The 25,593-nt window shown below is 54.7% G+C and carries 14 protein-coding genes (1 of these 14 only partly in view); 4 read left to right on the top strand and 10 right to left on the bottom strand.

Annotated elements, in window-relative coordinates:
• Positions 1–29: 29 nt before the first annotated feature.
• The 4 genes from SH528x_RS17780 to SH528x_RS17765 all read right to left on the bottom strand — a co-directional run bounded on the left by SH528x_RS17780 (position 30) and on the right by SH528x_RS17765 (position 3,877).
• Positions 30–1,241 (bottom strand): HEAT repeat domain-containing protein, encoded by a 1,212-nt coding sequence (locus tag SH528x_RS17780; RefSeq protein WP_442511811.1) that lies wholly within the window; start codon positions 1,239–1,241, stop codon positions 30–32.
• A complete protein-coding gene (locus tag SH528x_RS17775; protein ID WP_442511810.1) occupies positions 1,241–2,572 on the bottom strand; it encodes a hypothetical protein in 1,332 nt (443 codons plus the stop codon). Before SH528x_RS17775 ends, SH528x_RS17780 begins: the two co-directional genes overlap by 1 nt.
• Positions 2,569–3,237 carry a hypothetical protein gene (locus tag SH528x_RS17770; RefSeq protein ID WP_442511809.1) on the bottom strand — a complete coding sequence of 223 codons (669 nt, stop codon included), beginning with the start codon at positions 3,235–3,237 and terminating at the stop codon, positions 2,569–2,571. The genes SH528x_RS17775 and SH528x_RS17770 overlap by 4 nt, the downstream gene beginning before the upstream one ends.
• 442 nt (positions 3,238–3,679) lie before the next feature.
• Positions 3,680–3,877 (bottom strand): hypothetical protein, encoded by a 198-nt coding sequence (locus tag SH528x_RS17765; protein WP_442511808.1) that lies wholly within the window; start codon positions 3,875–3,877, stop codon positions 3,680–3,682.
• Positions 3,878–4,395: 518 nt separating this feature from the next.
• Here SH528x_RS17765 and SH528x_RS17760 point away from each other — a divergent pair.
• The gene (locus SH528x_RS17760) at positions 4,396–5,361 is read left to right on the top strand and encodes an IS110 family transposase (protein ID WP_442511807.1); all 966 of its coding nucleotides are present in this window, start codon (positions 4,396–4,398) and stop codon (positions 5,359–5,361) included.
• A gap of 425 nt (positions 5,362–5,786) precedes the next feature.
• On the opposite strand, the gene SH528x_RS17755 is transcribed toward SH528x_RS17760, so the two are convergent.
• The 3 genes from SH528x_RS17755 to SH528x_RS17745 form a co-directional block, all read right to left on the bottom strand.
• Entirely contained in the window at positions 5,787–6,197 is a 411-nt protein-coding gene (locus tag SH528x_RS17755) for a hypothetical protein (RefSeq protein WP_442511806.1), read from the bottom strand.
• 233 nt (positions 6,198–6,430) lie between these two features.
• Positions 6,431–6,763: a hypothetical protein gene (locus SH528x_RS17750; protein ID WP_442511805.1), complete on the bottom strand. Its 333-nt coding sequence runs from the start codon at positions 6,761–6,763 to the stop codon at positions 6,431–6,433.
• 115 nt (positions 6,764–6,878) lie between these two features.
• A complete protein-coding gene (locus SH528x_RS17745) occupies positions 6,879–7,658 on the bottom strand; it encodes a hypothetical protein (protein WP_442511804.1) in 780 nt (259 codons plus the stop codon).
• A gap of 551 nt (positions 7,659–8,209) precedes the next feature.
• Here SH528x_RS17745 and SH528x_RS17740 point away from each other — a divergent pair.
• Entirely contained in the window at positions 8,210–9,520 is a 1,311-nt protein-coding gene (locus tag SH528x_RS17740; RefSeq protein WP_442511803.1) for a DNA modification methylase, read from the top strand.
• Between the two features lie 6 nt (positions 9,521–9,526).
• On the opposite strand, the gene SH528x_RS17735 is transcribed toward SH528x_RS17740, so the two are convergent.
• Positions 9,527–9,733 (bottom strand): hypothetical protein, encoded by a 207-nt coding sequence (locus tag SH528x_RS17735; RefSeq protein WP_442511802.1) that lies wholly within the window; start codon positions 9,731–9,733, stop codon positions 9,527–9,529.
• A gap of 57 nt (positions 9,734–9,790) precedes the next feature.
• On the opposite strand from SH528x_RS17735, the gene SH528x_RS17730 reads away from it, so the two are divergent.
• On the top strand, positions 9,791–10,273 hold the full coding sequence (locus SH528x_RS17730; RefSeq protein ID WP_442511801.1) for an SHD1 domain-containing protein: 483 nt from the start codon (positions 9,791–9,793) through the stop codon (positions 10,271–10,273).
• A gap of 2,042 nt (positions 10,274–12,315) precedes the next feature.
• Here SH528x_RS17730 and SH528x_RS17725 read toward each other — a convergent pair.
• Entirely contained in the window at positions 12,316–12,519 is a 204-nt protein-coding gene (locus SH528x_RS17725; RefSeq protein ID WP_442511800.1) for a DUF1580 domain-containing protein, read from the bottom strand.
• A 97-nt stretch (positions 12,520–12,616) separates the two neighbouring features.
• Positions 12,617–12,889 (bottom strand): tyrosine-type recombinase/integrase, encoded by a 273-nt coding sequence (locus SH528x_RS17720; protein ID WP_442511799.1) that lies wholly within the window; start codon positions 12,887–12,889, stop codon positions 12,617–12,619.
• A gap of 522 nt (positions 12,890–13,411) precedes the next feature.
• On the opposite strand from SH528x_RS17720, the gene SH528x_RS17715 reads away from it, so the two are divergent.
• A protein-coding gene (locus SH528x_RS17715; protein WP_442511798.1) for a matrixin family metalloprotease crosses the window boundary here: on the top strand, positions 13,412–25,593 show its start. The gene runs 15,292 nt beyond the window's last position; 12,182 of the gene's 27,474 nt are visible here — the first part of the coding sequence; its start codon is at positions 13,412–13,414; the stop codon falls past the right edge of the window.

Here is a 25,593-nt window from a genome sequence, read left to right as displayed (position 1 = left end):
CTCTGATCTTTTTCTGTACTTGACAGCTATCATTGTTCATCGGGTTCCGCCCCTGAGTCTGCCGCCGCCGCTAAATACTCTCTCGCCAATTTCTGTATCTGTGGATCATCATCGTTCAAACGCTCCGTAACTCGCTCAATAGTTTCCGGAGTGAAGGCCCGAGAATCCGTTAATCGACGTAGGATCTTCTTCAGCGCGTCACTCGCAGCCGAACGGACACCTGCATTGGCGTCCTTCGATGCAGACGTGAGAGGATCAACCGCTGCTTCGAACGCAAGCGGATCGATCGTGGGAAGTGGCGGTGGACGCCGCCGGCTTAGCAGCAACGTGTCTGGATCGGCAAGCATCCCGAGCGACTTTGCGGATCGGAAACGTACTGTTATGTCTGGATCACCAAGACCCTCAATCAACTCCGCAACGGCACCATCGGAGCGGATGCAGGCCAATGACTCGAGAGCTGCCGCACGGACTTCGGCGTCGGGATCTTTCATTGCTTCTCGCAGTTTGGGCTCGACCGATGGACCATACTCGCTGAGTGCTCCGGCGACTTCACGCCGCACGATCGCCGATTCATCCGAAACCGCGGCAATGAGTTGTGGCCTAATATCGCCGAGCACCCTTTCAGAAAGTTGCGGAAGCGGATCGTCTTGGAGCAGGGCACCCCGGACGCGCACCGTCGCGACCGCACCTAGCCATTTGGCCGCTTCACTTCGAACATGTGCATCAGGATCTTTCAGAGCAGAGATCAACTCAGGAACACCTCGATCCTCCTTAGCACTACTGATTGCCATCAACGAAAGCGCCCGAATTTCGGAATCTTCATCACGGGTACAACACTGGATTGCGGGTAGAGCGGCGGAAATATCGATTCCCCTTGAAGCGAGCCCGCTGATCGCGAACAATGCCCAACGTCGGCGATCGACATCGGCGTCTGTCAATGCCGTTGCCAGCGGCAGGACAGCTGATTCACCCGTAGCCAAGATCGGTTCAAGCAACCACATACCAACGAAGCGGTTGTCGTCGCCGAGCCCATCGATCATCGCAGGCAAAGCTGCCGGCCCCAGCTTAATGAGTTTATCCTTCGCTTCGATGACGGTTTGCTTATGCCCCGGTCGTGCCCAATCTGCGGGCGTTGCAACGATCCGAGCGACAAGCTGTTCCGCTTTCTCCGCTGGCGATTCACACCCGGAAACCATCAATGCTAAGACGCATGTCATCATCACACGCATGTTTTTACTCATCACGGATTGAGGGAGTCCGCTACGGGAATGGTCCAGTGAACTTCACAGTTCGGCTTCATGCTTAAGAACGCATTGATGCCCTTGGACGTGACTTGCGTCTTACTGACATCCAGACACGCGAGTTCCGGAATTTTTGCCAGGATTTGCAGGTCATCGTCGTTCAATTTCGACCCTGTTATCCAGAGTCGCTTTAAGGCAGGAAAGTGCGTGAGCTGTTCCAATCCGTCGCCTGTGATCTCGGTGCCGGTCAATTTCAGTTCTGACAACATCGGCGATTTCGAAAAGCCAGCCAGATCATCACCGCTGACCACGGACAAATTCTCCAAATGGACACCTGTCAATTGAAAGAGCGAGGAATCTAATTTTTTATTCCAATCAATCCTTTTAATGTGACCGAATTGGTAAACGTCGATATTGGCACGCAGTGCGAGTGCCGTCTCAGCAGCTTTGCGATCAGCCGCAAAGTCATATTTCGTCAACTCAATTGCCTCGGCCAAGTATTTGCGAGTCTGTTGATTTTCAGAGTCCTGAAGCCGCTTCATATGCTCAAGCTCAGCTGTACCATGGCGTCCGGCGACGACAAGATACTCCAACGCCTTTCTTGGTACCTGGAAATCTTCGTCACTGAGTCGCTGCGCCACCGCATCGATTACTTCTGACGAATAGGCTTGTTCCTCTATCAACCGATGAATTGCCCAGAATCGCTGATAACTATCTCCGGATTCAAGCTGGCGTGTATAAAAACTTGCTGGATCCCAATAGAATTGCGAACCCCAAACGATACAACCTAGCATGGCGATCGGTGACCACAACAAAAGGCTCCATGACATAACCGCCCGTGTGAGTGAACGACCAGCTGTTGTCGGCTCCGACCTGTCAGGTTGTGGCCTAAACATTTGCGACATCAACACAACCGTTGCTGCGGCGCAGAATGCGGCCATCGCGATACCTGCAAAATTGGCAATGTGCAGCACCGGTGGACCTTGCGGCGAAACCCGAAGGGGCTTCGAAACCCACAAGATCGTCGTCGCACTGATGCCCGTTATCATGCCGATGGTTATTGCGACACCCTTCGCCAGCAATATCCGATCGCGTAGATCCATCGCCTCGCGCCCGATCGCAACCCGTGCAGCAACAAACGTCGCTGGCATACAGTGCATCAGTCCCATCGCGAGTCCCCATCCCGTTACTCGACGAATGCCTAGAACGATGTTTAGATTATTGCCGACCATCAGTCCCAGCAGCGCGGGAATCATCATCATCAAAACGAAAAGTCCCACTCCTGTTCCTGCTACCGTGGCAATGATAAGGTTTAAGTATTTGCTCTTCATTGTGCATTCACTTTCGACCATCGGTTTGGAAAACGACAGGCCGCCAAAGTCGATCCCACTGCTAGAACGACAATGCTTGCTATCCAGATATAACAGCCCACGAGTAAGTCATACTGGTCCCCGCCATTGGTGACCTGCATAAAAAGCCAAACTCCCGCAAGTGCTGCGACTGAAGCGAGCATTGAAGTCACTGCGGCAGCTCGATAGCTACGCTTCGCTAACAGGAAAGCCCCCGTCCATGCCAATGGATTGGCAAGCCACATAGGATTGAGCACAAAGCAATTTGCCATACTCAGGATCAATATCCAGAAGCCTGGGTTCTGTTTGCTAAGTCCGAGTTGAGCCTGATTGTAGCCACCCGACGTTCCAATCGCGGGAAGCAAAAGAGACAGTCCGTAAAGTCCCACGGCGAGTATGGCAACCAGTTGGACAAATCTGCTTTCTACAGTTGCATCCGAAATCTGACCTGTGCCCGATGTGTCGGAATGATTCGGAGATGCTAATTTTGAAAGTTCCGTCGTTTCATCCGGTGCAGATTTTGTGGGTTTCGCTTTTCCCACCTGCAACTGGCCAAGAATGCTCAAAATGACTCCGATTATCAGACCGCCACCTGCGCCAAGCAACAGTCCTACGAATGAATACATCGCTAAGCCGATCACCATCATACTGGGATTGATTCGCCCTGTCGCAGCGTAGACTGATGCATGTCCACCGCCAACGACGCCTATCATTATGGCCGCACCGTAGAGTGCGCCAAACGCGACTGCGACCATGGTCGGGCCGAGGCGTTTCCATTGCCAGGCTGCGGCGATAGTCAACAAAACGAAGGCGATGATTGTGACACTTTGCAACGCTCCAGCCCAGCCAACAAGACCGCTAGACCAACTGACTATGAATCCTAGGCCTGACACGGATAGCAATGAGACGATAGTAAAAACGTACGGGAAACGGCTCGGTTGGGATGACGTCACTTTCACCTCGGCAATATGTTCATAAGCACATTTGAGAACTCTCCTTCACAGTAGAGCCGAGAGCGAACGCTTTCATGCGCGAAAAACGAAAACGTTCGATTTCCTCAGCGACCAGTTGCTCTGGGTTTCGGAACTGCTATTTCTTTCTCAGTAGGACGACAAGGCCAGCACCGACTGCCGCCCCGCCCAGAACAACGAGCAGTCGGACGACATCGACGGCAGCGCCACGAGCAAGGTCGATCCCTACGAAGCCAATGGCAACGCCAACAAGAGTCCCGCCGAAGACACCCAGAAGGCTTTTCGGTTTGACAGGTTCTGGCGGAGTATTCGCCATTTTGCTTTCCCTCGTGTGTTGCGTTGTCGTTGGCCGTTGGATTTCCTCACATCGACCAGCTATTCCAACGACGAGATAGAGGATTTGTGACTGTCAAGCATCGCTTGAACAACAAGGATGGGTGAGGTTAAGAATTTGGGTCAAACGAGCGCGGGTGATGCGGCCGGCTGGGGAGAGGTCCGCTTGCGATGGAAGCGACCGTCGGGTAGACCGCGTTCGTCGACGCTTGGTCGGACCGCGGTGACGACGTTTAGTCTAATCAGGGTTCGTATCGTCATCAGTATGCCGGTAGTATGTCTTAGGTTGGCAGTTTTAACCATCTTGAATCAGGATGTTAGCTGTTAATGCCTCGCGACTGCCTGCAGCCGTGGCGAGGCACTGCCGCGTAGATCGTATGTGCCCCAAGGTCGCTTTGACACCGTGGGATAGCTTGACTCGCGTGGCAGTTTGTTTTGAACCCGAACCGTCGCTTGAATCGGCCCGCAGTGGTCAGATCGTATTCACTAGGAAGGGACTGAATGATGAAAACTGTTTATGCTCGCGTGATTGGTGTTGATATCGCTTCGGATAAGATTGACGTCAACGATTCTGAATCAAAGATTGCTAATACGATGCCCAACACGGTGGTCGCTCTTACCAAGAGATTTGTCGCGAAAATCAAGTCGAAGGCGGACACGCTGGTCGTCTGTGAGGCAACGGGTGGCTACGAACACGTCGTTGTCGACGCGATGCACGAGGCGGGGATCCCGGTCTGTGTCGCCAACCCACGCCAGGTTCGTGACTTTGCAAAAGGGCATGGCTATTTGGAAAAGAGCGATGCCATTGATGCTCGGATCATTCGCCGTTTTGGTGAGGATGTCGAGATCCATTTGACCAAGCAGCGGACCCCTGAAGAGAAGCGGCATCAAGCGTTGGTGCGTCGGCGATGCCAAGTCATTGGCTTGCTCAATGCGGAGAGAAACCGCCTTGCTCAGACGCGTGATTCCTTTGCGTGCGAATTGATCCAGCAATCGATTTCGCACCTGCAAACCCAGCTAGAATCGATTGATGATCGACTGGAGGTGTTACTGGCCGAGCGTGCCAAAACAGATCCGAAGGTTGACATTCTTCTGAGCGTGCCAGGGGTCGGTGCCGTTACCACATCGACCGTGCTGGCGGAATTGCCAGAACTGGGGACTCTCAGCCGGACTCAGATTGCAAAGCTTGTGGGGGTAGCGCCAATCATCAATCAAACTGGCAAGTCCGACAAAAAACGCCGGGCTCGGGGAGGGCGTTCGCAGGTTCGCTGCGTGCTCTACATGGCAGCCATGTCTGCGGCCCAGCACAACCCGATCATCAAGCAGTTCTATCGACGTTTGCTCTCACGTGGAAAAGTCACCAAGGTGGCGCAGACTGCAGCAATGCGTAAGCTGCTGACGATTCTTAATGACATGGTTCGCAATGGGGAACCATGGCGGAAAGGGGACTTGAGCCTATCGAAATAAAAGAGGCGACCAGGGCACCGTCGCTAAACTAGGACCCTGATCGCCTCACGTGCTCGACACATCATTGACGCATCGGCGACTGGGTTATCCCTCACGAAGTTGCATCTCTGCAGCGCCTCGATCTGTTTCACCCAGCGGGTGTATTTTAATGCTGCGCCGCGCCTTTGTAAAATCATTGAACATCCGGCGCCATGCCTAAAAAATCTCGGGGGTTCGGGGGCTGGCCCCTGAGCAGCATGGGCTACGGAATCAAAAACTTCAAGATTTTTGATCTGCCCTATTGCCTACCAACAACACCGTCGCTATCCCGATCGCTTGGTTATCCGCGATTATCCAGTTTGGCTCGCCGAATTGTTGAACCGGTTTGCATCAACAGCCTGTGCAGCTTGGGAGATGCCGATCACGTCAATATCAATCTTGATCGACTATTTTGATTCGCTGAGATACGGTTGGCTAGTCGAATAGCCGTAGATGTCTCCGCCGCCAATGACCTCCTTTTTGTCTTTGTCCTTCTCAAAAACCTCCAACCTCGTAGACGGCAAATACTTCTTGGCGATCTTGAACTCGTAAATCAAATCACCTTTATCGTTCTTAGTCGGATTGACTGACATTTCGATGATGGTGCTCTTCCCATCAGAAATCGTTAAGCGAGCGTTCCTGTCAAGCTGAGCATCCTTCGAAGGCGGAGTCCGGACGGCAACAAACCGCACCATCGCGTCATCTGTTTCCTCATTTTTCGGTTTGGTATGGTGATACGTCCATTCCGCGTGGGTCTCTGCGGACAGCACTACAAAGAGGCAGCAAACGGTCGTCAGCGAAAGAAATTTACGGATCATAAAAAGCCTCATTGGTTCGTGGGTTGAAGATACTGTCGGCTGGTAAACAACACCGGCCATCACCTGACAACAAGAATGACGCAGCGAAGAGGGATTTCTTAGTCGAAATCTTGGAGTTTTTAGTCGGATAACGTTCAAAATCACGGGGCACGGGCAAACGACTTGCAAGCAGACGAGAAAACGGACCATCCGTGCTCCCGTGCATTTTTTGGTTCGCCGCCCCTCACGCTGTTTCATGTCGCCGCTGAAAGCTCCGTTAACGCCGCCAGCACTTCAGGATCACCAATTGCAGCGACGACCGCGGCGTCCACGTTCGAGAATGCGTAAGGGTGAGTATATCCAGTTTGGTCGGCGTGTTCGATCAAATAGTCTCGCCATGCAGCAGCATCGTATCCGAAATCCATCGCTGTCGCACGTCGCAAGGAATGCAGGCCTTCACGCATTGTGCGTTTGCGAGCATTCCCCCCGCTCGCAGGACGCATGTCTCGTCCAGCAGCTTCGTATCCAACGAGTTGCAGCAGATCCATCTGAATCGGTACTGCGTTACCAAAGGAGTGAAGTGTCATTGGTTTGAATGAAGGAAGTGCCACCAAGTCGGCGAACGCCACGCATCACCGGATGCGGACGTGCGACTTTCAATTGGAAATTCGGCGAGCAACCGCATTCCGGTGCATGCGTTTGTTATGCCAAAATGCCCTTTGGAGCTCCACCCAATGAAACATATGACATCCATTTTTCGTGTTCCACGACAAAAGAGTTACTGAATGGTGCAGCGATATCAACGAGCCAGCACCGATCAATGCCATCGATCTGGGAAAGGAGTTCAATTGTTTCGGAGGCGACAGCGTCGATTGACCCCACCTTGCTGATCATCGCCTCCTTAGATTTAAATGCGGCCGTCTCGAACCAACGTGGAACGGCACTGCAGAGTGAAGATTTCCAATCGTTCATTGGGTGGATTGCCAAATCACCGTAGTTGTCTTCAGGTAGCCTCTGCCTCGCAAACTTGAACGGGTCCGACCGTTCGGGAACCGATCGGATGTCTATTCCCCAGTCATTCTCGGTGGTGAAGAGGAAGTCGAAATGTGCGGCGTCAGCAATTTGCGCGGCTGCAACCTTGAGGAATGGAATGTTAAGGCTGGGCTCGGAGTACAAGTCGAAACAGTCACCGACATCGCGTTCGATGTGACTTGCGTAGAACCACGCAGTAAAACCGGAAAACGACTTGTCTGTGACGCTGATGTAAACAACCTTACCGAACGACTTCCGTTTCGCTTCGATGTAGAAGTCGGGAGCCTGCATGTCACGGAGTCGTTCGATCCCGCGTTGAATTTCTTCGTCGCCGCGCTCCCAGTCCACGACCGCATCTGGAAAATGTTTGCGAATGCGTTCAGCGGTAACGCGCGCGTCGATCTCCTCGTCCTTGGGCCCAAGTCGTGCTGGAAAAGGGATGCGTGTCATGAACTATGTAGCATAACGAGGTAATTATCGCCGGTTGTTCCCGCGATAAGTGGTGAAGTGGGGTGTTATCGCCGGTTGGTGAGAACCAGCCAGAACGCGATTATCGCCGCTTCTAGATTCCGCGTCAACAATTAGCGGGGCCTGGTTCCGCACGATGTCGACAACTCGTTCTGCCAATGGCTCCTGTGTTTCACACGAAGCACCGGTTCACTCATAGATGAGACAACACAGACACGAATTGACAACGACGGACCATGTTTCCCGTGAACGACGCCAGCGGTCGAGGCGGAGAAGCCGTATCCGGGCCAAGAGCGAGATAAAACGTGACACGGGCGAACGTGGGCGGCATGAAGCGGCCAGGAAGCCGGCCACCCTGGGCGAACGGGTCCTCCATCGAAAAAACGTTTCCAACCAGGGCCACCGGAACAGCCGCGCTATTAGGCACAGTTTGTTTTATTTGTCCGAACGAAAATCCGACGCCCCAGCCAACTATCAAACCCTCCACCGACCGAACCTTTTCGCTTCCTCCCCTTTCGGAAAAGGACGCTGCCATGCAGGTCGAAATGTGGTCGCTTGATCGGATCAAGCCTTACGAAAACAATCCTCGTATCAACGACGACGCTGTTGCGGACGTCGTGCAAAGCATCAACGAATTTGGTTTCCGCCAACCTATCGTCGTTGACACCGACGGCGTGATCATCGTCGGCCATACCCGATTCAAGGCCGCCAAGGTTTTAAACCTTGCAGAAGTGCCGGTTCACGTCGCAAAGGACATGGAACCTGAATCGGTCCGGGCCTACCGGATTGCCGACAACCGCACCGGTGAAAACGCGGAGTGGGATTACGACTTGCTGCCGCTGGAGATCAGTGCGTTACAAGAGTCGGGATTCGATTGCGAATTGCTCGGATTCGATTCGGACGAGTTGGCTAAACTGCTCGATCCGGGCGTCACGCAAGGCTTGACCGATCCGGATGACGTTCCCGAACCACCCGACGAAGCGATCACGCAACCCGGCGATCTGTGGATTCTCGGTGACCACCGGTTGTTGTGCGGCGACTCGACCAGCGCCAGTGACCTCGATCGACTCTTGGACGGCGCGAAGATCCAATTGTGCAATACAGATCCGCCGTACAACGTGAAGGTCGAACCCCGCAGCAAGAATGCGATCGCGGCCGGCAACAGTTCCTTCGAGGCCGGCAAAGGCAAAACGAAAGACGGTCCAAAGAAGATGCGAGCCAAGGACCGACCGCTGGCCAACGACTTTGTTTCCGATGAGGAATTTGACCGCTTGTTGAAAGCTTGGTTCGGCAACATCGCCCGCGTTTTGGAGCCCGGTCGCTGCTTTTACATATGGGGAGGCTTTTCGAATATCGCCAACTATCCGCCTGTCTTGTCAGCCTGCGGTCTATATTTCTCACAGGCCATCATCTGGGACAAGATGCACCCGGTGATGACGCGCAAAGATTTCATGGGGGCACATGAGTGGGCGTTTTATGGTTGGCGTGAAGGTGCCGGCCATAAATACTTTGGACCAAACAACGCGACGGACCTGTGGCACGTCAAGAAGATCCCGCCACAGCAACTCGAACACCTCACCGGCAAGCCAGCGGAATTGGCCGTGATGGCGATGCAATATTCGTCACGCAAAGGTGACAACGTACTCGATCTGTTCGGTGGTAGCGGATCAACACTGATCGGCGCGGAACAAACGGGCCGAAAAGCGTTCTTGTTGGAGCTCGACCCGCCGTACTGTGACGTGATCGTTGACCGCTACCAGCGTTTCACCGGCAAAAAAGCGGTTCTCGAGCGCACCGGCGAGTCTCCGATTCCCGTCGGGGCTCGCGAGGAGAATATGCGATGAGCTTGTTTACAGCTTTTGGTGCGTCCATTTGCCTTCGTCGAAAACGTACAGGTACTGCGAGCTGCAGTTCCTGGCGAACTCGACTAACGCGATACGTGTCGGCAATACCGCGGCCGACGCCTCCGCGTCATAGTATTCTGGTTCACCCAATTCTGCATCGAGACAGCGGATGTCACCTTTCGCGATCAACGCTTCGACCTGCTCGTAGCTCAAGTAGTTGGATTCCAGGAGCCGGCCGGCGTGTTCCGGGTATCCAAGCGAAACGTGTGCGTGCTCCTTCAGCAATTATTGAAATTCAAGGATGAACCAAAGTTCAAGGAATATGGATTCGCGATTGGTGGGCCTTACAACAAATGGCTCAAGAGTGTCGAATCACTTCGCGACTCAACACCCACTGGACTGAGGAGCCCGATTCCATTCGAGGTGCGAACCACACCAAGCGATTTGCTGATTATTGGGATGGACTTCATGCGAGAGGGAGAAACTGATTTTACGCGTCGACGGTTGCCCGAACTGAAAGATAGGATTGGGTATGCGGCTTTTTTGAACCCAAAACCTACAGAAGAAACAGCCAAACCGAAAACAAGAACGTGGCACGATTTGACCGGCAAATACAGCGTCGACGCCACACTCGTTAAGAAGACGGAGACGCACGTGGTCTTAAGAAAAGCCGACGGCAAGACCGTTCAAGTTCCGATCGCGAAACTCAGTGCTGCGGATGTGAAATTTGCTAGCGGCCAAACGTCTCCGTGACGCAAAAAAGGCTGAACCATGGCATGCACACAGAGTTGGGCTTTCATGGTTTCTCAAATGGATACTCAACATTTCCTACGGTCGATGTTCCTCGTGGTCGCGAGACGGTTAGGACCACGCTGTGTTAGTAACTATGATCCGGCAATTGCCTAATGACGGTCGTAATACAGTGAGAGTGGTATCCCGATCATCGAATGATTGGATGCGTGGTTTCAACCATGTTTAGAACCAGTATCGCAACAAGAAAGGCAAGCCACTAGGAAGCGCCAGCCAGATAGAAACTTCCTGAATGAGTTTGGCTCTCCTCCTCGAAGCTCACCTAAAACGCCAGGCCGCAAATCGCCGTAAACACCTATCCCAGAGAGACTTACGAAACACCACTTTGAGAACTATATTTTTTTATCACGATTTACAGGGGAATCTGTTGGCGTGGCGCCTAACATTTGTTAACTTCATTTTGTTACGTGTCGCCAGTTAAAGATTGCTTTGCCAGCTTTGGCGTCTGAGGTGATCCTCCAACGGTGGCGCACAAAAAAATAGCCAAGCGAGACGACTCTCGCTTGGCTTAATGGCTCAAAACCGTGCAGGGTCCGAGCCGATTCAACTTGGTAGTTCTCGGTAGTTGGTAGCCATCCAAGTGCCGAGACCTACCCTCTTATTTAATACGAGGTATTCCGTAAAGTGTCGTTACCACTAGCAGCAATAAGATTGCTTCGGTAATTCCAGCCATTACGCCCTCACTTTCAGGCAGGCGCTCGTTCCCTGAAGTCCCAAGAACACCCTGGGAAGCCTCCGACACGCTGCGGCAGTCCTTTTTGCCGGCCGGGTCTCGATCGCATTTAACGCGTACCCTTCGCTGGCTAGGCGAGGAATTCGACGCTGTATACGAGTGGGCGTAGTTTACTGATTTGCCTGTGTATGCCAAACCGTATCGCAAGAGTGCGGTAAACCATTGCGATCAAATGACTTACGTCGATCCTCAGAACGAGTCATAGATTGGCACTATCGTTATAGCCTTACCTAAGCTCTTTGCAGAAAACAACTTGGGATTAAAAGCTAGCAATTTAGGATTAAAAGATAGCAATTGCCGTTTTCTGTAAGATTTTACGGAAAAACTTCTCGGTTTACGCGGCAACTAATGAAATAGGTGCGAGACTCGCTTGGGATACATATGTTTTCCGACCAAGATGTCCTGTCTTTCGAACAAGTTGATGCACATCGGCCCTGTGGTCCAATCTTCACCACTTTTCAGCGTGATACTTGCGTAAGCGTCGACACGCGAACGTGATCATGTACGTTAAACTCAGCGGACAGGATTTGAAATTCGAGCATCAATTTGCCCCGACTTCGAGATGAGCATGAACCACGTAAACAACTGTGACTTTGTTTGGGGCGCAAGTGGTGAACTTCGACAAGACGTCCCTTTTGAAGTTCAAAAGATCAGGTCTAAGGTCGACTCATTACGCGATGTGCATGAAGATCCGATTCAAATACGTGTTGTAGGGAATGAAACCTTTTCACCAAAAAACACGGCACTCTTGAATTTTCGCCAAAGGCAGCGAAGCAATTGGCGGTTGCGTTGCTACTTGCCGCGAGTGAGGGTGAATCGATTCCAATTGACGAAGTCGTCAAACTTCTGTCTCGGTAACCAAGCCCCTAGCGATACAAAATCCGGCGATTGGCAGCCGATCAACTTTACCGATGATCGCCAAATGATGCCCAAAAGTTAGGGTGATTTCGGGTCAAAAGTTTCGGCGGGTCAACTTGACCCGCCGAAAAATAACCGTCTCGATTTAGCCCGCAAATCACGGTCATTTCGAACGATTTTCTCCCGAGAGAGGGGGTAGCGATTTCAGCGAAAATCGGAAAAAGGGGCGTCTCTGGGGTCATGACTTGGGTGCGTATTTGGCACCGGCGCGATGATGGCGGCGGGCTGGGTGAGGATGTCTCAGTTACTAAGCCACTGAGCAGGCGATAGGGGCAGCTTATCACGGTCTCGCAATCGCTGCCAAGTCGTTGTCCGGCCTCGCAATCGGCGAACGTCATTGGGTGGCCGCAAAGAATCGCGTGATGGCCTGCTTGGTGGTGAGGATGTTCGATCCGATCTTGATCGTTTCAAGCTTGATGCCGTTGATACCTCGCTTGTGCCAGCGCCAGACGGTGGAAAGGTGCGGGTGAGTTGGGATTTCTTTAACGGCCTCGCTCAAAGTGATGAGGTCTTCAGTAAGTAGATTTAGCTTTGACATAAAAAATGCTCCTCGTTGTTTTGTGCAATCCGATACGGCGGATGCAAGTCAACGAGGAGCGTTGCATATGAAATTGCAATTGCAAGTCAGACGAACGTTAGGCTATCGATGGTCCCGCTTTGGCTGCTTGGATCGCTTTTTCTTCGGTCTGTTTGGCGTAATGTTCCATCATCGCAGCGTGAGAATGACCAAGGAGAGCTTGAGCTGCTTCGACTCCAAGAGCGTCACGAACGACGGTTCCAGCAAGATGCCGGAGCTGGTAGGGGAACCAGTGATCGACCTTGGCATTCTTCGCAGCCCGTTTGATTGCTTGGTGATACCCGTTGGTGCTGAACATAGCGCCGGCGCGTGACTTCGGATTGGCCTTCACGTTGGTCCCTGGCTTGTTCCTTCCTGGTCCATGCGGTGCCACTCACTTTGTGGGGTGAGACGGTGTCGTCGCCCGCGTTGAAAATTGGCCCTATTACGTGGCCAAAAACGCTAGGCATTGCGACTTTGGCGGATAACTCTGACACAGAGCACTAAGACTCTTGTGCTGTCAGGCTCCAGACGGGTTCGGAATACAGTGGCGATACTGGACGCAATCAATGGCGAGCTCTGTACGCACTCAGTTGGGCGACTCCAATTTTGCCGCCACTGCGGCTAATTCAAGAAAATTCAAAATTTTGCTTCAGAAGCGGAAAACACCCCCCCCGTCGGCCTCCATCCTGATAGAGTTAACGTTACCCCTCTGCGGAAGGCAGTAGTGCTGCTAGCAATCGGGTTGCCATTTGTACGTGCTTCCCCCCGCTTGTTCCCCACTGCCATCACCGAAATGGCATTAAATGATACCTGAGTTTTCGCCCGCAGAAGGATGTGGCCCCGACGTTAGCACTTGCAATTGGAGTATCCGATGTTAAGCAAACCCAATCGCAGTTACAGCAAGACGCTTCATAACCGCCGTCGCAAGATAGTTCGCCAAGCATGGTCCGATCGTCTCCGTCGACCGCTAATTGAGCAATTAGAGCAACGCAGGCTGTTAGCCGTTGGTACGGACAATGATCTGATGCGTCACCAGCCGGCAAGTGAGACTTGCTCCGATCTGGGACAGCTCGTGTACCTCGACTTTGATGGGGCCGAGCGTGTCACTTACGACGGACCGATCACGATCGACAACATCAACGTTCCGGCCTTCTCCGCAACATCGTTTGGAATGGGCGGTCGAGAAGCTGACATCATCGCTGCGGCGGTTGAAACATTGAACCGTCGCTTTGCACCCCTGAATGTCACGTTCACAAGCAGCAAGCCCGAGTATGACGATGGGTATTCAACGGTGTACGTGGGGGGAGATGACGCTGCATTTGCTCAACACGGTTCGTTCTTTGGGCTTGCGGAGCAAGTCGATGTTGGCAACCGCGACCACTCAGACAACGCCTTGGTCTTCAGCGAACGGATTTCATTGGACGAACTCACGGATGTCATTGCGCACGAAGTCGGCCACCTTGTCGGTTTGCAGCATCCGGCGAGTTCACATGGGGAGGAGACGCTTTTGAGCTCCGTCGCATTTGCCGACGGGGCAACGACCACTGGTTACAAGCCCGTGCACTCTTGGCTGAGTTTGCAAGGCTATGAGTTGTTTGCGAATCAATTCGGTGCAAGTGAATTTGATCGATATACCGGCAGCGAGCAGACGCTGGTTTATGTTCTGACCGATACGGATGAGATCAGCATTTATGATCGCGCCGGCAGGCCGCAGGAGCAGATTGAAGTCGTTGACGATGCCGGTTGGCTATCGGGTTCGGTCGACCTCGCTGGCCTAGGGGGCGACTTTGCAAGGCCCTTGGGCGCGGAGACATCAACGACCCGAATCTTTGCAGTCAGCGAAGATCAAGAAGAGATCCTCGAAATGACCCCTCGGGGCACCCTGCGGACCACATACAAAATGCCTGCGGGCGATTTTGTAGAGAATTCTCTCGCCTTCGACGGCAAGTATTTGTATTTGATGATGGTCGACGATGGTGCAACAAAGCTGTTGAAGATCCGACCGCTGGGCAGTGCTCAAGTCGTCCGACGTTATGAAATCAACGAGGGATCGGGCGCGTATGGAGGCATTGCTGCCGTTGACGAGAAACTGTTCATCCTCGACGAGGGTAACAACGCAATCCTGCAATTCGACCCGTCCACTGGCGACCTGGAGAAGACGCTGGACATCGGCAATTTGAACGCCGGCGTGACTCTATCTGGATCGCTCTCGGGCGTGACCTCGCCGCCCGGCCTGATGGCAACCGATGGCAGCGTGATCTATGAAATCGACGCAAAAACGGGAATCGTGCGGAATTCGTTTGCTTTGGTGGATGCTTCGGAGAGTTTTGCCGTTGTTCATTTGCGAGACGATCGTGTCTACCCCAGTGGAAACGATACCGCGTTCATCGAGGGTGCGTTTGACCAAGACCAAAACGATCCCCTTGCGAATCCATGGGGACAATATTCCACGAAATTCCCCCTGCATCTCGACAATACTGCACAACGCCACTTTTGGGATGTCGACAATGGGCAATACGACAATCGGGTTGTCGATGGGATACGCACGTTCGACGATGGAATTGTCGGGTACGATTCCGCGGCAAACCGCACGATCAAGTTTTTCACCGGCGGCTACGGGCTGACTGGCGTTTACGACGGCGAAATCGACGGCGAACCGATCGAGGGTGCCGACGGAATCTGGAATACCAATGGACTCGAGGGAGTCGGCATTGAAAGTATTTACGGACAAACGCCGTTCTCGACCGTCATCGATACCAACGATGACCTGGTGATTCTCAAGTCGGCTGGCAGCTGGCCGACTTGGGCGTCGCAGGGGCACATTGTGATTGACAATGAACCATTCGTCGTCCGCGAGCGAGTGTCGGATACCGTACTGCGATTGGCTACGCCGCCCATTCCAAACGCTCAACTGCTCAACAAGGAAGTCACGCTCGAGGGAACTGGGACGGCATATTACTGGCTCGGTCAAGCGGCTCACCTGATTCAAGACCTGGCCCTTCCATCGCACGCGTTGGCGGATTCCCACATCGATTGGTTCAACAACACGGTTGATCCGGATCCTCTTCACGATTGGGCTGATGGCGCGACGTTCCAATGGACCGATGAGGTCACCGGGATAACTCGCACTGACGTGAACGTCGAGCGTTGGAAGGAGTGGCAATATGATCCCAAGGACTACGTGCGTAGTCCTCAGGAGTTGCTCCACGACCTTGCCGTTGCCCTGGATCCCAATCTGGGATACCTGCCCGAACTGCTAGAAATCGAACAGAAGACTCATCCAGACTCATTCCGCCCGAAACATCCCGAGGTCGCCGCCTCGATTCCGGACGGCTATCTCGCGGACTTATTGCCGCTCTACACATTGGCGTTTGAGAGCGCCGCGTTGGCAGACAACTACGACACAAAAGATTACGTGGGTCAGTTGGACCGAGGCGAGCGTCGTGCGGCCGAGAACGCTGAAGGTCCGGACCTGAGCGTTGAAGAAGTTGAGTACAGCAATTTCAGCAAGGAGGAGTTGAACGAAGCGGCCGACGTTTTGTACCTGCGTGCCATCAAGGCGACCGCCGAGCTGATTCGGTACTTCTACAGCACGGTCGACGATCAATCACCGGAACTTACCCTGAATGTCATTCGGGAACCGAGCGGATCTCGTCTGAACCTGCTGGCAACCGGCACGGACGTCAACACCGGCGATAGTGGCGTTGGTCACTTTCAGTTGGAACGACGGTACCGCACGGCGTCAAACAACGAGTGGACCGAGTGGGAAAGCGTCACGTTGCGTGACCGCGATCTCGTGCGTGAAGGAGGCACGGTAGTGCTTTCCAAGGGGTTCTACGTGTCAAAGTCTCGCGAATATGAGTTCCGTTTTCAGGCCGAAGACGGTGGCGGCAATACCAACAGCGTGACGGCGCAGCCTGAATCGGCGTCATCGAGCGACAAGACGGTCCATCTCGTGCTGGATTTCACGCCCGAATCACCCGAGAAACCGGGCATCAACACGTTCCCCAACGCCGGCGACGCGGTTGACGACTTTTCCACGGTGTTTGACGTCTCATGGTGGGAGGATGTGTCGTCGTATTTCTCCAACGACATCATGCCTCGAATTGGCGGCGATCGGCAATTGCTTAAATGGGATGACAATGTTTCCCTCAACGAGCAGCTGATCACGACGATTCTTGACTTCAATGGCGACGGATTGTTGGACGCGGATGATGTCGACCAAGCCAGTGAATCGATTCGCGAGGCGGTTCAGGACAAGTTCCAAAAATCGATCGATGCGACACGTCCCGCGGTGAGAGTCTCCGTTGGGAAAACAAAATCTCCTGAGAGCGGAGAGTCCCAAGGTTGGGATTTCATTGAACAGGGCGTCTCCCAAGAAGACACGGACTATTACGTTTCCTTTGTTGGCGCACACAGCCCCACGGTCGACGGAGCCAACACCAGGCACGGAGAGGCCAAGCAGGCTCCCGTCGGCCAAGACTATGAGTCATACGCTTATTCGTACGCCGCGCTGCACGTCAAGTCGCTTTGGGAACAAGCTTATGAACTCGAACAGCGTGGCTATGACACCGCTACGAAGCGCGAACGCTTCAATCAAATCTTCACCGATTTGATGGCTGACACGATTTCGCACGAAATGGGGCATCTTCTCGGCCTGGGCGACGTCGCCTATTACGACCCCTATGCATTGGAAGAAGAAGTCTGGCGTAGCGAGGGTGGGTCGCGGCTGAATGATCGCCGCAGTGTGATGAGCGAAGAACGCTCGGTCGGTCAGCGACTGAGAAGCAAGTTCGTCAATAAAACGTATGAAGATATCGTCGGACTGGTCGACGTGGATGGCAACGAATTCTACGGCAGCCAAAACGCATTTGGAGAACTGCTCGCGTCGTTCACGGGAGTCGGGCAAGAAACGGTGGCAGGCTCGGACGCGGGCGTCCTGTACTTTGACTCACTTCTCGAACCGACCTTTTCGCCAGAAAAGCCCGAGCGTACGGTTTTGCCGGCGACGCTCGGTGTGCTCGGCAACTTGACTCCTGCGGACATTGCCCAACAGCTGACCGACGGTTTCAACACGCTGCAACAAAACGTGCTCGAAGATTTTGCGGCGGGGTTGGATCTGCCGAGTGAAAGTATTCCTCTGGTGGCATCGCATCTCGGCACCCTGCTCGGGCTGAGCGATGCCTTGAAGAGCGCGGTCGGACAGATCGATGTCACGTCGGCAACGACGATGGCGGGGATTCAGGCTCAGTTGGAGGGTTCCGGCTTCTCGATCGACACGTTGGTTAGCGACAGTGAGTTCAGCACATTGCCTGCCGATCAGCCAGCAGATCTAGTGCGAGTTAGTCGCAGTTACACCCTGTACGACATGATTCAAACGGCATCGCTCGTGCCGGAGGGGCTCGCAGCGATCGATGCGCTCAGTGCCCTTGGGTTAGACGCCGAACTGTTGATCAACGCAAATGTCGGACTGCATCTTTCATTCGGGATCGATACGGCAGGTTTCTACTTGCTGCCTGGAAAGGTCGTTGAGATCCCGGTTCATGCAGGTGGAATTGCAACCGCCTCCGTCGGCGGCGTCGCGCAAGTTCAAGGCAACATCGACCTGTTTCTCGACCCGGTGATCTCGCTGACGACTGCAAACCCGGATGGTCGTATACGTTTGTCCGACCTCGCATCCTCGGCCGGCGATCTGATCACCACATCATTTTCCGGTTCAGCCGGCGCGGACCTGCGTTTTTCGCTGGATCCGGGATTTGGTGAACTCATCCATCTTGATGGCCATTGGGGGTGGGATCTTTTTCAGCCGGATTCAAGCTCGGAAACGGACGCCCCGACGACCAGTTCATACACTCTGGATGAAGAGGAGTCAGGATTTAGCCTCGACTCGCTTCTCGATTCCTTCGCTGGATACGTTGTTGATGGGCTAGACGTCGTGCTCGAAGGTGGCGACACGTTGACCGGGATACTTGCGGGTGTTCCCTTGGTCGGCGACGCGCTCAGTCAGTCTCTGGGTTCGCTGCTGGGTGGAACGCTAGGCAGCGAATCGGAACTCGATGGTTCGGGCCGCGATGAGTTGGAAGACCGCGGCTTCACCATCGTTGCGATGGTTTCACCGGAGGTGATCATCGATGCGGTCATCAACGGTATCGACCTTCCGCCGGACCTGTTCGCCTTGCGTTATCAAGCAACCGCGACTGATACGGGCGATTTCTCGGTCGGCGGAAGTGAGAGCTTCGCAATCGGCGGTTCATCGATCGATCTGAATGCTGCCGCGGACATTGCCGGCAGCAATACGTTGGAGTTTGACTTGACATTCGGCCTGGATACCCAAGGCGGGCTGTTCATCCAGGAGGGTTCGAGCTTTGTTGCTCATTTGCATGCCGAAGGTTTGTTTTCCGGCAGCGCAAGTGTCCTCGGTCTGGCCGACGCATCGACAGAAGGGACCGCTCATTTTGATACTTCAGCGGAGTTCACATTCAATGATGGCGACGGGCTGTTGTTTGAGCGACTGTACCTTTTTGATGGTGATCTCGGAGACGTTTTTACCAATCCGAATGCCGTTTCGTTGTCCGGTTCGCTTGAACTTCCTGAGTTGGCCGTTCGCGGTAGCCTTCCCGCGGCACCGTATCTTCCCGAACTGATGCTCGAAGGCAATGCCTCCTTTGACTTCGATACGGGGCAGTGGGCGATGGAGTTAGACGAAGACACGCTTCCCGAGCAGATTGCCGCGTTTCTGGTCGACGGCATCAACACGATGACGGAGGTCGGCGATGGCTTGGGGCGACTGGTCGACCAGATTCCCTTGATCGGAAACAGCCTGGCAGACATTTTGGTTGGCGACGCGGTCGGCATCAAATACGAACTAGGTGGCGCGCGAGACGCGTTGCTCGACGCTGGCTACGAAATCCTCTCTTCCGTATCGGGTCAACAACTTCTCGATAGCATTCTCGACGGTAGCGAACTCCCGCAGGATCTGCTGGAAGTTCGTTATCTGAAATCCGATCTGGATTCGACAAGCACGCGATTGACGAGCGGCAGTGCGACGCTGGGAAGTGCCCCGCTATCGCTCCAGCTGAATCTGAATTCCAGTCTTAGCGGTTCGACCGAAACAGTGATGGACATCACGTTTGGCCTCGACTTGATCGGTGGTGCCTATGTGCTGGAGGGGTCGTCGCTTTCGGCGGAACTGAATCTCGGCGGCGAGATGTCCGGCAGCGCCTCCGTCGACGGTTTGGCAGAGATCACCGCATCGGCTACCGGAGCGTTCAATGCGATCTCGCAACTCTCTCTCGACGATGGTGACTCCAGCATAGAACGGCAGTATGTTCTTTCCGGCGACCTTGCTGAGCTCTTCACCAATCCCAGTAGTTTGCAATTGTCCGGCTCGGTCGGTCTGTCGGATCTGGAGATCACCGGCGTGATTCCGTCGTTGGCAGGAATCGTGCCGGCGATCACGATCGGCAATGGCCAGGCAAGCTACAACCTGAACACGGGAGCGACCGAGGTTTCATTCAGCTCCGATGCGATGGTCGACGCGCTGGCGGCGTTGGCGTTTCACGGCATCAACAAGCTTGGCGAGAATGCGGCGGCTCTATCTCGGATGACGGCCGATTTGCCGCTGATAGGCAACGATGTCTCGACGGTGCTGGAAGGCACGATCGCCAGCGCATTTAACTTCGGGGCGCCGACCACCGGCCTTGAGTCGTACCTGCTCTCGCAGGGCATCGAGGTCGTCTCGGTGATCTCGGCTCAGGAGTTTTTCCAAGGCGCGGGAAACTCCGACCTGCTGGTGCTGAGGTATCGTGACCAGTTCACCGCTGCCAACGCATCGTTCAATGCTTCTGGTGGCATGAACTTTGGGAGCGTTGATTTTGACTTGGCGGGAAGTCTTGAAGTCGCGCCACAGATGGCGTTCGACATGACCTTTGGGCTCGATCTGTTCAGCGGACCGTTTGTGGTCGAGGGGGCAACGCTTTCAGCTGGGTTGCCGATCAATGGGCAACTCACCGGTAACGCCAACATCGGCGAACTTGCCAAGGTGGGCGTCTCGGCGAACGGTTCAATCGACGCATCGGCAAAAATCACGCTCAGCGATTTAGACTCCGTCACGGGCGAGCGTTTGTATCTGATTTCGTCCCGAGAAGCAGACGGAATTCAATTTGACGAATTGGTATTGGATGAAAACGCTGTTGAGTTGACGAGCGAGGTGCACCTGACAGCCGCTCTGAGCGTCTCGAATCCAGCGTCAAAGATCCCTGTGATCGGCGAGTTTTTGCCTGGTGGGTTTACTTGGAACGCGCAGGTGCATCACGATTTTCTCAGCGGGGAAGGCAGCTATGAAATTTTGCAGGACGCAACGTTCCAGCAGTTGCTGGACTTGTTCTCCAATGCCGAGCAAGGCCTGTTGAACCTGGCCTTGGATCGACTTGACCAATACAACCCATTACCGCAGGAACTGCGGGACTTCTTGACCGCCGATTTGCCTGTCATCGGGATGTCGATTGTCGAAGTGGTCGGGCTGCCCGAGGAAGCCAAGTTGATTCTCAACCCGAAAGGATTCCAGGGGAAATCGGCGGAGCAATTGCAGTCCAGTTCGGGAAGCGACCACGTGACGGTGCAATTGGATGCCTTGGAGCCAGTCAACATCCTGAAGCTGCTGAGCGGGTTGGACGCCGATTTGGTCAGTCTCGATATCCACCAGTCCTTTGACGTCAACACCTCCATCCCGGTCGCGGCAGCGCCGGTGTTTAGCCTTTTCGGCGTCGTCAATTTTGACGTGGCGGTGAATGTGCTGGCGAATCTTGAGCTGGCGTTTGACGTTCTGGTGGGAATCGACACGGACGGCTTTTACATCGAGGAGTCCCAGTCTCCCAGCGATTATGTGGTGGAGTTGGCCGGAACGGTGGCAGGCGAACTGGTCGGGACGGGGCGGATCATCGTATTGCCGTTCGTCGAATTGGCGACAAGTCTCGGTCTCCAAGCGACCGGCGGCGTGCTACTGACATCGCCGGATGACGACAAGTTGCGACTCAACGAGTTGACCAACCCGCAAAACTTCGACGTGGGTGTTGGAGTCGATTTGGTCTTTGGGGTTGATGCTGAACTGGGCTTCCCCGATCTCGGGCTGTCCAAAGAGTTCGACATACTCGATAAGAGTTTCGAACTCTACCGCTCCGGCGGTGGCAGCGTTGACGTGGGCGCGGCGCTGGGGGGCGTGGGGGACAAGTTGCTCGACGAGGCGAAGAAATTGGCCCTGCAAGCGGTCAATCCTCTGGGGCTGCTGGCGGCTGTCGGGGAACAAGCGATCGAGGCCCTCGGTGATGCCGTGGATGCCGTTGGTGACTTCGTCGGTGACGCTGCCGAAGCGGTCGGACAAGAACTGACCAATCTGGCGAACCAGGCGGGCGAGGAGTTGGCAAATCTCGGCGAACAAGCTTCGCAACTCTACGATAACGCCACCAAAGCCATCGAGGACCTTGGCAACGCCGTGCTTGCGGGCGTCGGCATTGAAGATACGGGTTCGGTTTTCGGGAAAGGAAAGAAGCAGACGGTTTCGGTTCCGGAACGTCGCACGTTCACATCGGAAGTTGTCGGATCGGTACTCTATGTTACGGCACTCAGTGACCACGGGTATCCGGTCAGTGAAGGTGCCGATCTGGCGATCGTCCAGGTGGAAGATGGCCGACTGCTGATCGACGGTCCAAGTTTCGTCCTCGAAGAGGTCGTCGCGTTTCGCAAGTACGACTGTTGGGACGGATGCGACAAGGAATATTTCCATGAGAACTACGAGCACTTCAATCGTCAGACGTTTGATGCCTCCCAGTTCAGCCGGATCGTCGTCACGGGGACCAACGTCGATGACCGAATCATTGTTGACCAAAGCGTTGCGATTTCCACCGAGCTGAGTGGGCTGGGAGGAAACGACACGCTTGTCGGTGGACGCGGCAATGACAAACTCGTTGGCGGCTCCGGGGACGACCGCCTGTTGGGCAACGCCGGCATTGACGAACTTTTTGGTGGAAGCGGCAATGATTTGTTGATCGGCGGCGATGATCGCGACACGCTCTGGGGCGAGTCGGGCAACGACGAGCTTGACGAGTCTCGAGATGCTACAGGCGTCAACAATCAATTGGATGGGGGATCTGGTGATGACAGGCTCGTGGGGTCGAATCAGGCGGACACGCTTTACGGTGGATTGGGTCGCGATATTCTGGTCGGTCTCGGTGGCAACGACGTGCTCTATGGCGGAGATGGCGACGACAATCTCTATGGCCGAACGGGAGAAGACCGTCTGTACGGCGAAGCGGGCAACGATTTTCTTGAGGGCGGGGACGACGATGACGTGCTTGATGGCGGCAGTGGCGACGACAAGCTTCTCGGTGACAATGCCAACGGCAGCGGTAATGGGCGGGACACCATCCATGGCGGATCCGGTGATGACGTGATCCGTGGTGGAGCCAACCAAGACGCCCTGTTCGGCGATGGTGGCGCTGACAAGATCTTTGGCGATGGGGGCAACGACTTGCTTGTTGGTGCCTCGAGTTCCAATTACGAGGCGGCTGATGACACCGGTGACGAACTTCATGGCGGCGACGGCAACGATTCGTTGTACGGCGGACGCAGCGGTTCCACCCGGGATGTGCTCTACGGCGGCAAGGGCAACGACGATCTCCATGGCGGTTCGGGCCCCGACCTGTTGGACGGCGGTTCCGGCACGAATCTGTTGTATGGCGATTCCGGCGACGACAAGCTGATTGGCTTGGCCGGGGACGACACGCTTTATGGAGGCACGGGCAACGACCTTCTCTTGGGCCAATTGCTGTACGGCGGTGAGGGCAATGATACGCTCTCGGGCACGCTCGGCAATGACATCATGTTTGGTGAGGGAGGCGATGATATCCTGGCCGGTGTCGAAGGTGATGATCAGCTTCATGGCGGCGCAGGAGCCGACCGCATCGTCGGGGGCAGCGGCCAGGACGGTTTGCACGGTGACTCAGGCGATGACACGTACGTTTTCTTTGAGCTCCACGGTGCCGAATCGGTGGTCGATGGTGTCGGAACCGACACGGTGGACTATTCACTCGCGTCGCTTCCGGTGTTCGTTTCAATCAATGAAAGTGGGTTCACGGTCACATCCGCCGACGGCAGCGAAGCCTTTGTCGCAGCCAACGAAGTCGATCGGATCCGGCTCACCGAGGAAAGCGATTTCGTTCATGTCAGCGGGTTCCCGGCGCAGCATCTGACTCTGGTCGATCCCGGTGGCGATGATGAATACCGTGTCGATCTCGGGAACCCTGCCTCCACGCTCGGGACCGGCACGATTCACATCGACGATCAACAGGGGACGTTTGACGAACTGATCATTGAACAGACCAACGCTGCCAACTTGCTGGAAATCGGCGAAAATCGCACGGTCAACGGTCGTGAGGTTTTAACGTTCACGTCGGGGCTCGAACGCGAGACCGTGATTGGACAAGGAGCCGCCTTTAACAATGTCAATGGAATCATCGATTTCGGTGGTGAAGTGGCAATCACGGGACTCGGTGGCAGCGGCGTCTCCACTATGGGCCAGACTGGGTTACGGCTGCTTGCATCCGAGGTGCAACTGCTCAGCGATCTGGCGGGTTCCGAGATCATCGTCGATAGCTTTAGCGACTTCAACGTGGTCAGGCGTGTCAGCGCAACCGACGGCGGATATCTTGACCTTCGCGTTTACGACGACGGGGCCAACATCAATTTGTCGGCCGACGTGTTGAGTTCCACCAGCAACTTTAATGGCGCCGGCGGCGGCTGGATCCGCATGACGGCTCCGGACGGATCGATCCTGAATAAGAACGGATCGAGCATCCTTGGAAGTCAGGCACATTTGATACTCAAAGCGGCCGACGGCATCGGCACGGCGGATGCCCCGTTGCTGAGCCGAGTTGCTAAGCTCACGGCAGCTAACAGCCTCGGCGGCAACGGCGATATCGTGATCGTCGAGCATGACAATCTGTCGCTGATCAAAGAAGTTGCCGGTGCCAGTTTGATGAACCCGGGAATTCAGCTGACCGCGTTTGCGTTGCCGCCGACCTGGGCTGGTGCTATTGCGTTGGATTGGAAAAACCAAATTCTTGATGGCAATGATCGCTACGCGTTGGCGGCGGGCAATGGCTCGATCGATGTAACCCTGACGGGAACCAATGCACAACTCACGCACAATAGCGGTGAAGTGGTTTCACGGGGTGTCGGCCGGAAGATCACTTTCTCTGCCGATGATTTTGATTTCGTCTCAGGTGAACATCAAATTCGAGGCACCGGAGTCATCCATCTCCGCGCCAATCGACGTGCCTGGGAGTACCTTATCGGCACGGCCGCCGAGGACGCCTTCGGCGTGCAGAAGACTGATGCCAACGCCCCGAACACGTTTAAGCTCGATTCGAACGATCTGGCCGCGTTTGATGACGGCTTTTCGGCGATTCAAATTGGCCGCGGCGAAAGCGGCAATCAGATGATCATCGGTGATGCGATGGTCCAGCAACAAATCAAGCAAAGTGGTGTGGATCGGGGACTCGATTCCAGCTTCCATGACACCATGCGATTCATTGCCGACCAGATCATCGTTTCAGGTGACCTGCAGGCTCCGGAAGATCTGATTGAATTGCGGGCCCGGTTGGTCGAGATCCGGCGACAGAATGTTTATCCTCGCGGCGATGGTTCGACCGATGCCGGTGTCTGGGGCCGAAACTTGTTGCTTAACGTCACCGAGCAGGCAACCGTCAGTGGTTGGCTGCGGGGAGAGGACTCCGTTGTTGTGGATGTACAAGGCAGCGCGGTGACCGGAAACAGTTTGGCCGTTGACCTCACCGGCACCATTGAAACGTTTGCCGACGATAGCACGATCACGTTTGAAACGCCCGCATCCACCACCATCGCTGGGCTCGTCGAAGCGGGAGGGCAGCGAGCGAGCGTCGGCATTAACACGGGCACTTCATTCACTCTGCTTGAGGGCGGTGTGATTGCTGCTCGCGATGCCGAGGCGGTGATCGAGATCGAGTCACAAACGGATAT

This window comes from Novipirellula methanifontis (genome assembly GCF_052161655.1).
GTDB lineage: Bacteria > Planctomycetota > Planctomycetia > Pirellulales > Pirellulaceae > Novipirellula.
Note: the sequence above shows the minus strand (reverse complement) of the source record. Positions and strands in the feature narration are given on the sequence as shown.

Bases quoted from the DNA above. Each gene is read 5' to 3' on its own strand.
- SH528x_RS17755 (WP_442511806.1), bottom strand. From the start codon at position 6,197: ATGATCCGTAAATTTCTTTCGCTGACGACCGTTTGCTGCCTCTTTGTA.
- SH528x_RS17740 (WP_442511803.1), top strand. From the start codon at position 8,210: ATGCAGGTCGAAATGTGGTCGCTTGATCGGATCAAGCCTTACGAAAAC.
- SH528x_RS17770 (WP_442511809.1), bottom strand. From the start codon at position 3,237: ATGATGGTGATCGGCTTAGCGATGTATTCATTCGTAGGACTGTTGCTT.
- SH528x_RS17725 (WP_442511800.1), bottom strand. From the start codon at position 12,519: ATGTCAAAGCTAAATCTACTTACTGAAGACCTCATCACTTTGAGCGAG.
- SH528x_RS17750 (WP_442511805.1), bottom strand. From the start codon at position 6,763: ATGACACTTCACTCCTTTGGTAACGCAGTACCGATTCAGATGGATCTG.
- SH528x_RS17775 (WP_442511810.1), bottom strand. From the start codon at position 2,572: ATGAAGAGCAAATACTTAAACCTTATCATTGCCACGGTAGCAGGAACA.
- SH528x_RS17760 (WP_442511807.1), top strand. From the start codon at position 4,396: ATGATGAAAACTGTTTATGCTCGCGTGATTGGTGTTGATATCGCTTCG.
- SH528x_RS17745 (WP_442511804.1), bottom strand. From the start codon at position 7,658: ATGACACGCATCCCTTTTCCAGCACGACTTGGGCCCAAGGACGAGGAG.
- SH528x_RS17765 (WP_442511808.1), bottom strand. From the start codon at position 3,877: ATGGCGAATACTCCGCCAGAACCTGTCAAACCGAAAAGCCTTCTGGGT.
- SH528x_RS17780 (WP_442511811.1), bottom strand. From the start codon at position 1,241: ATGAGTAAAAACATGCGTGTGATGATGACATGCGTCTTAGCATTGATG.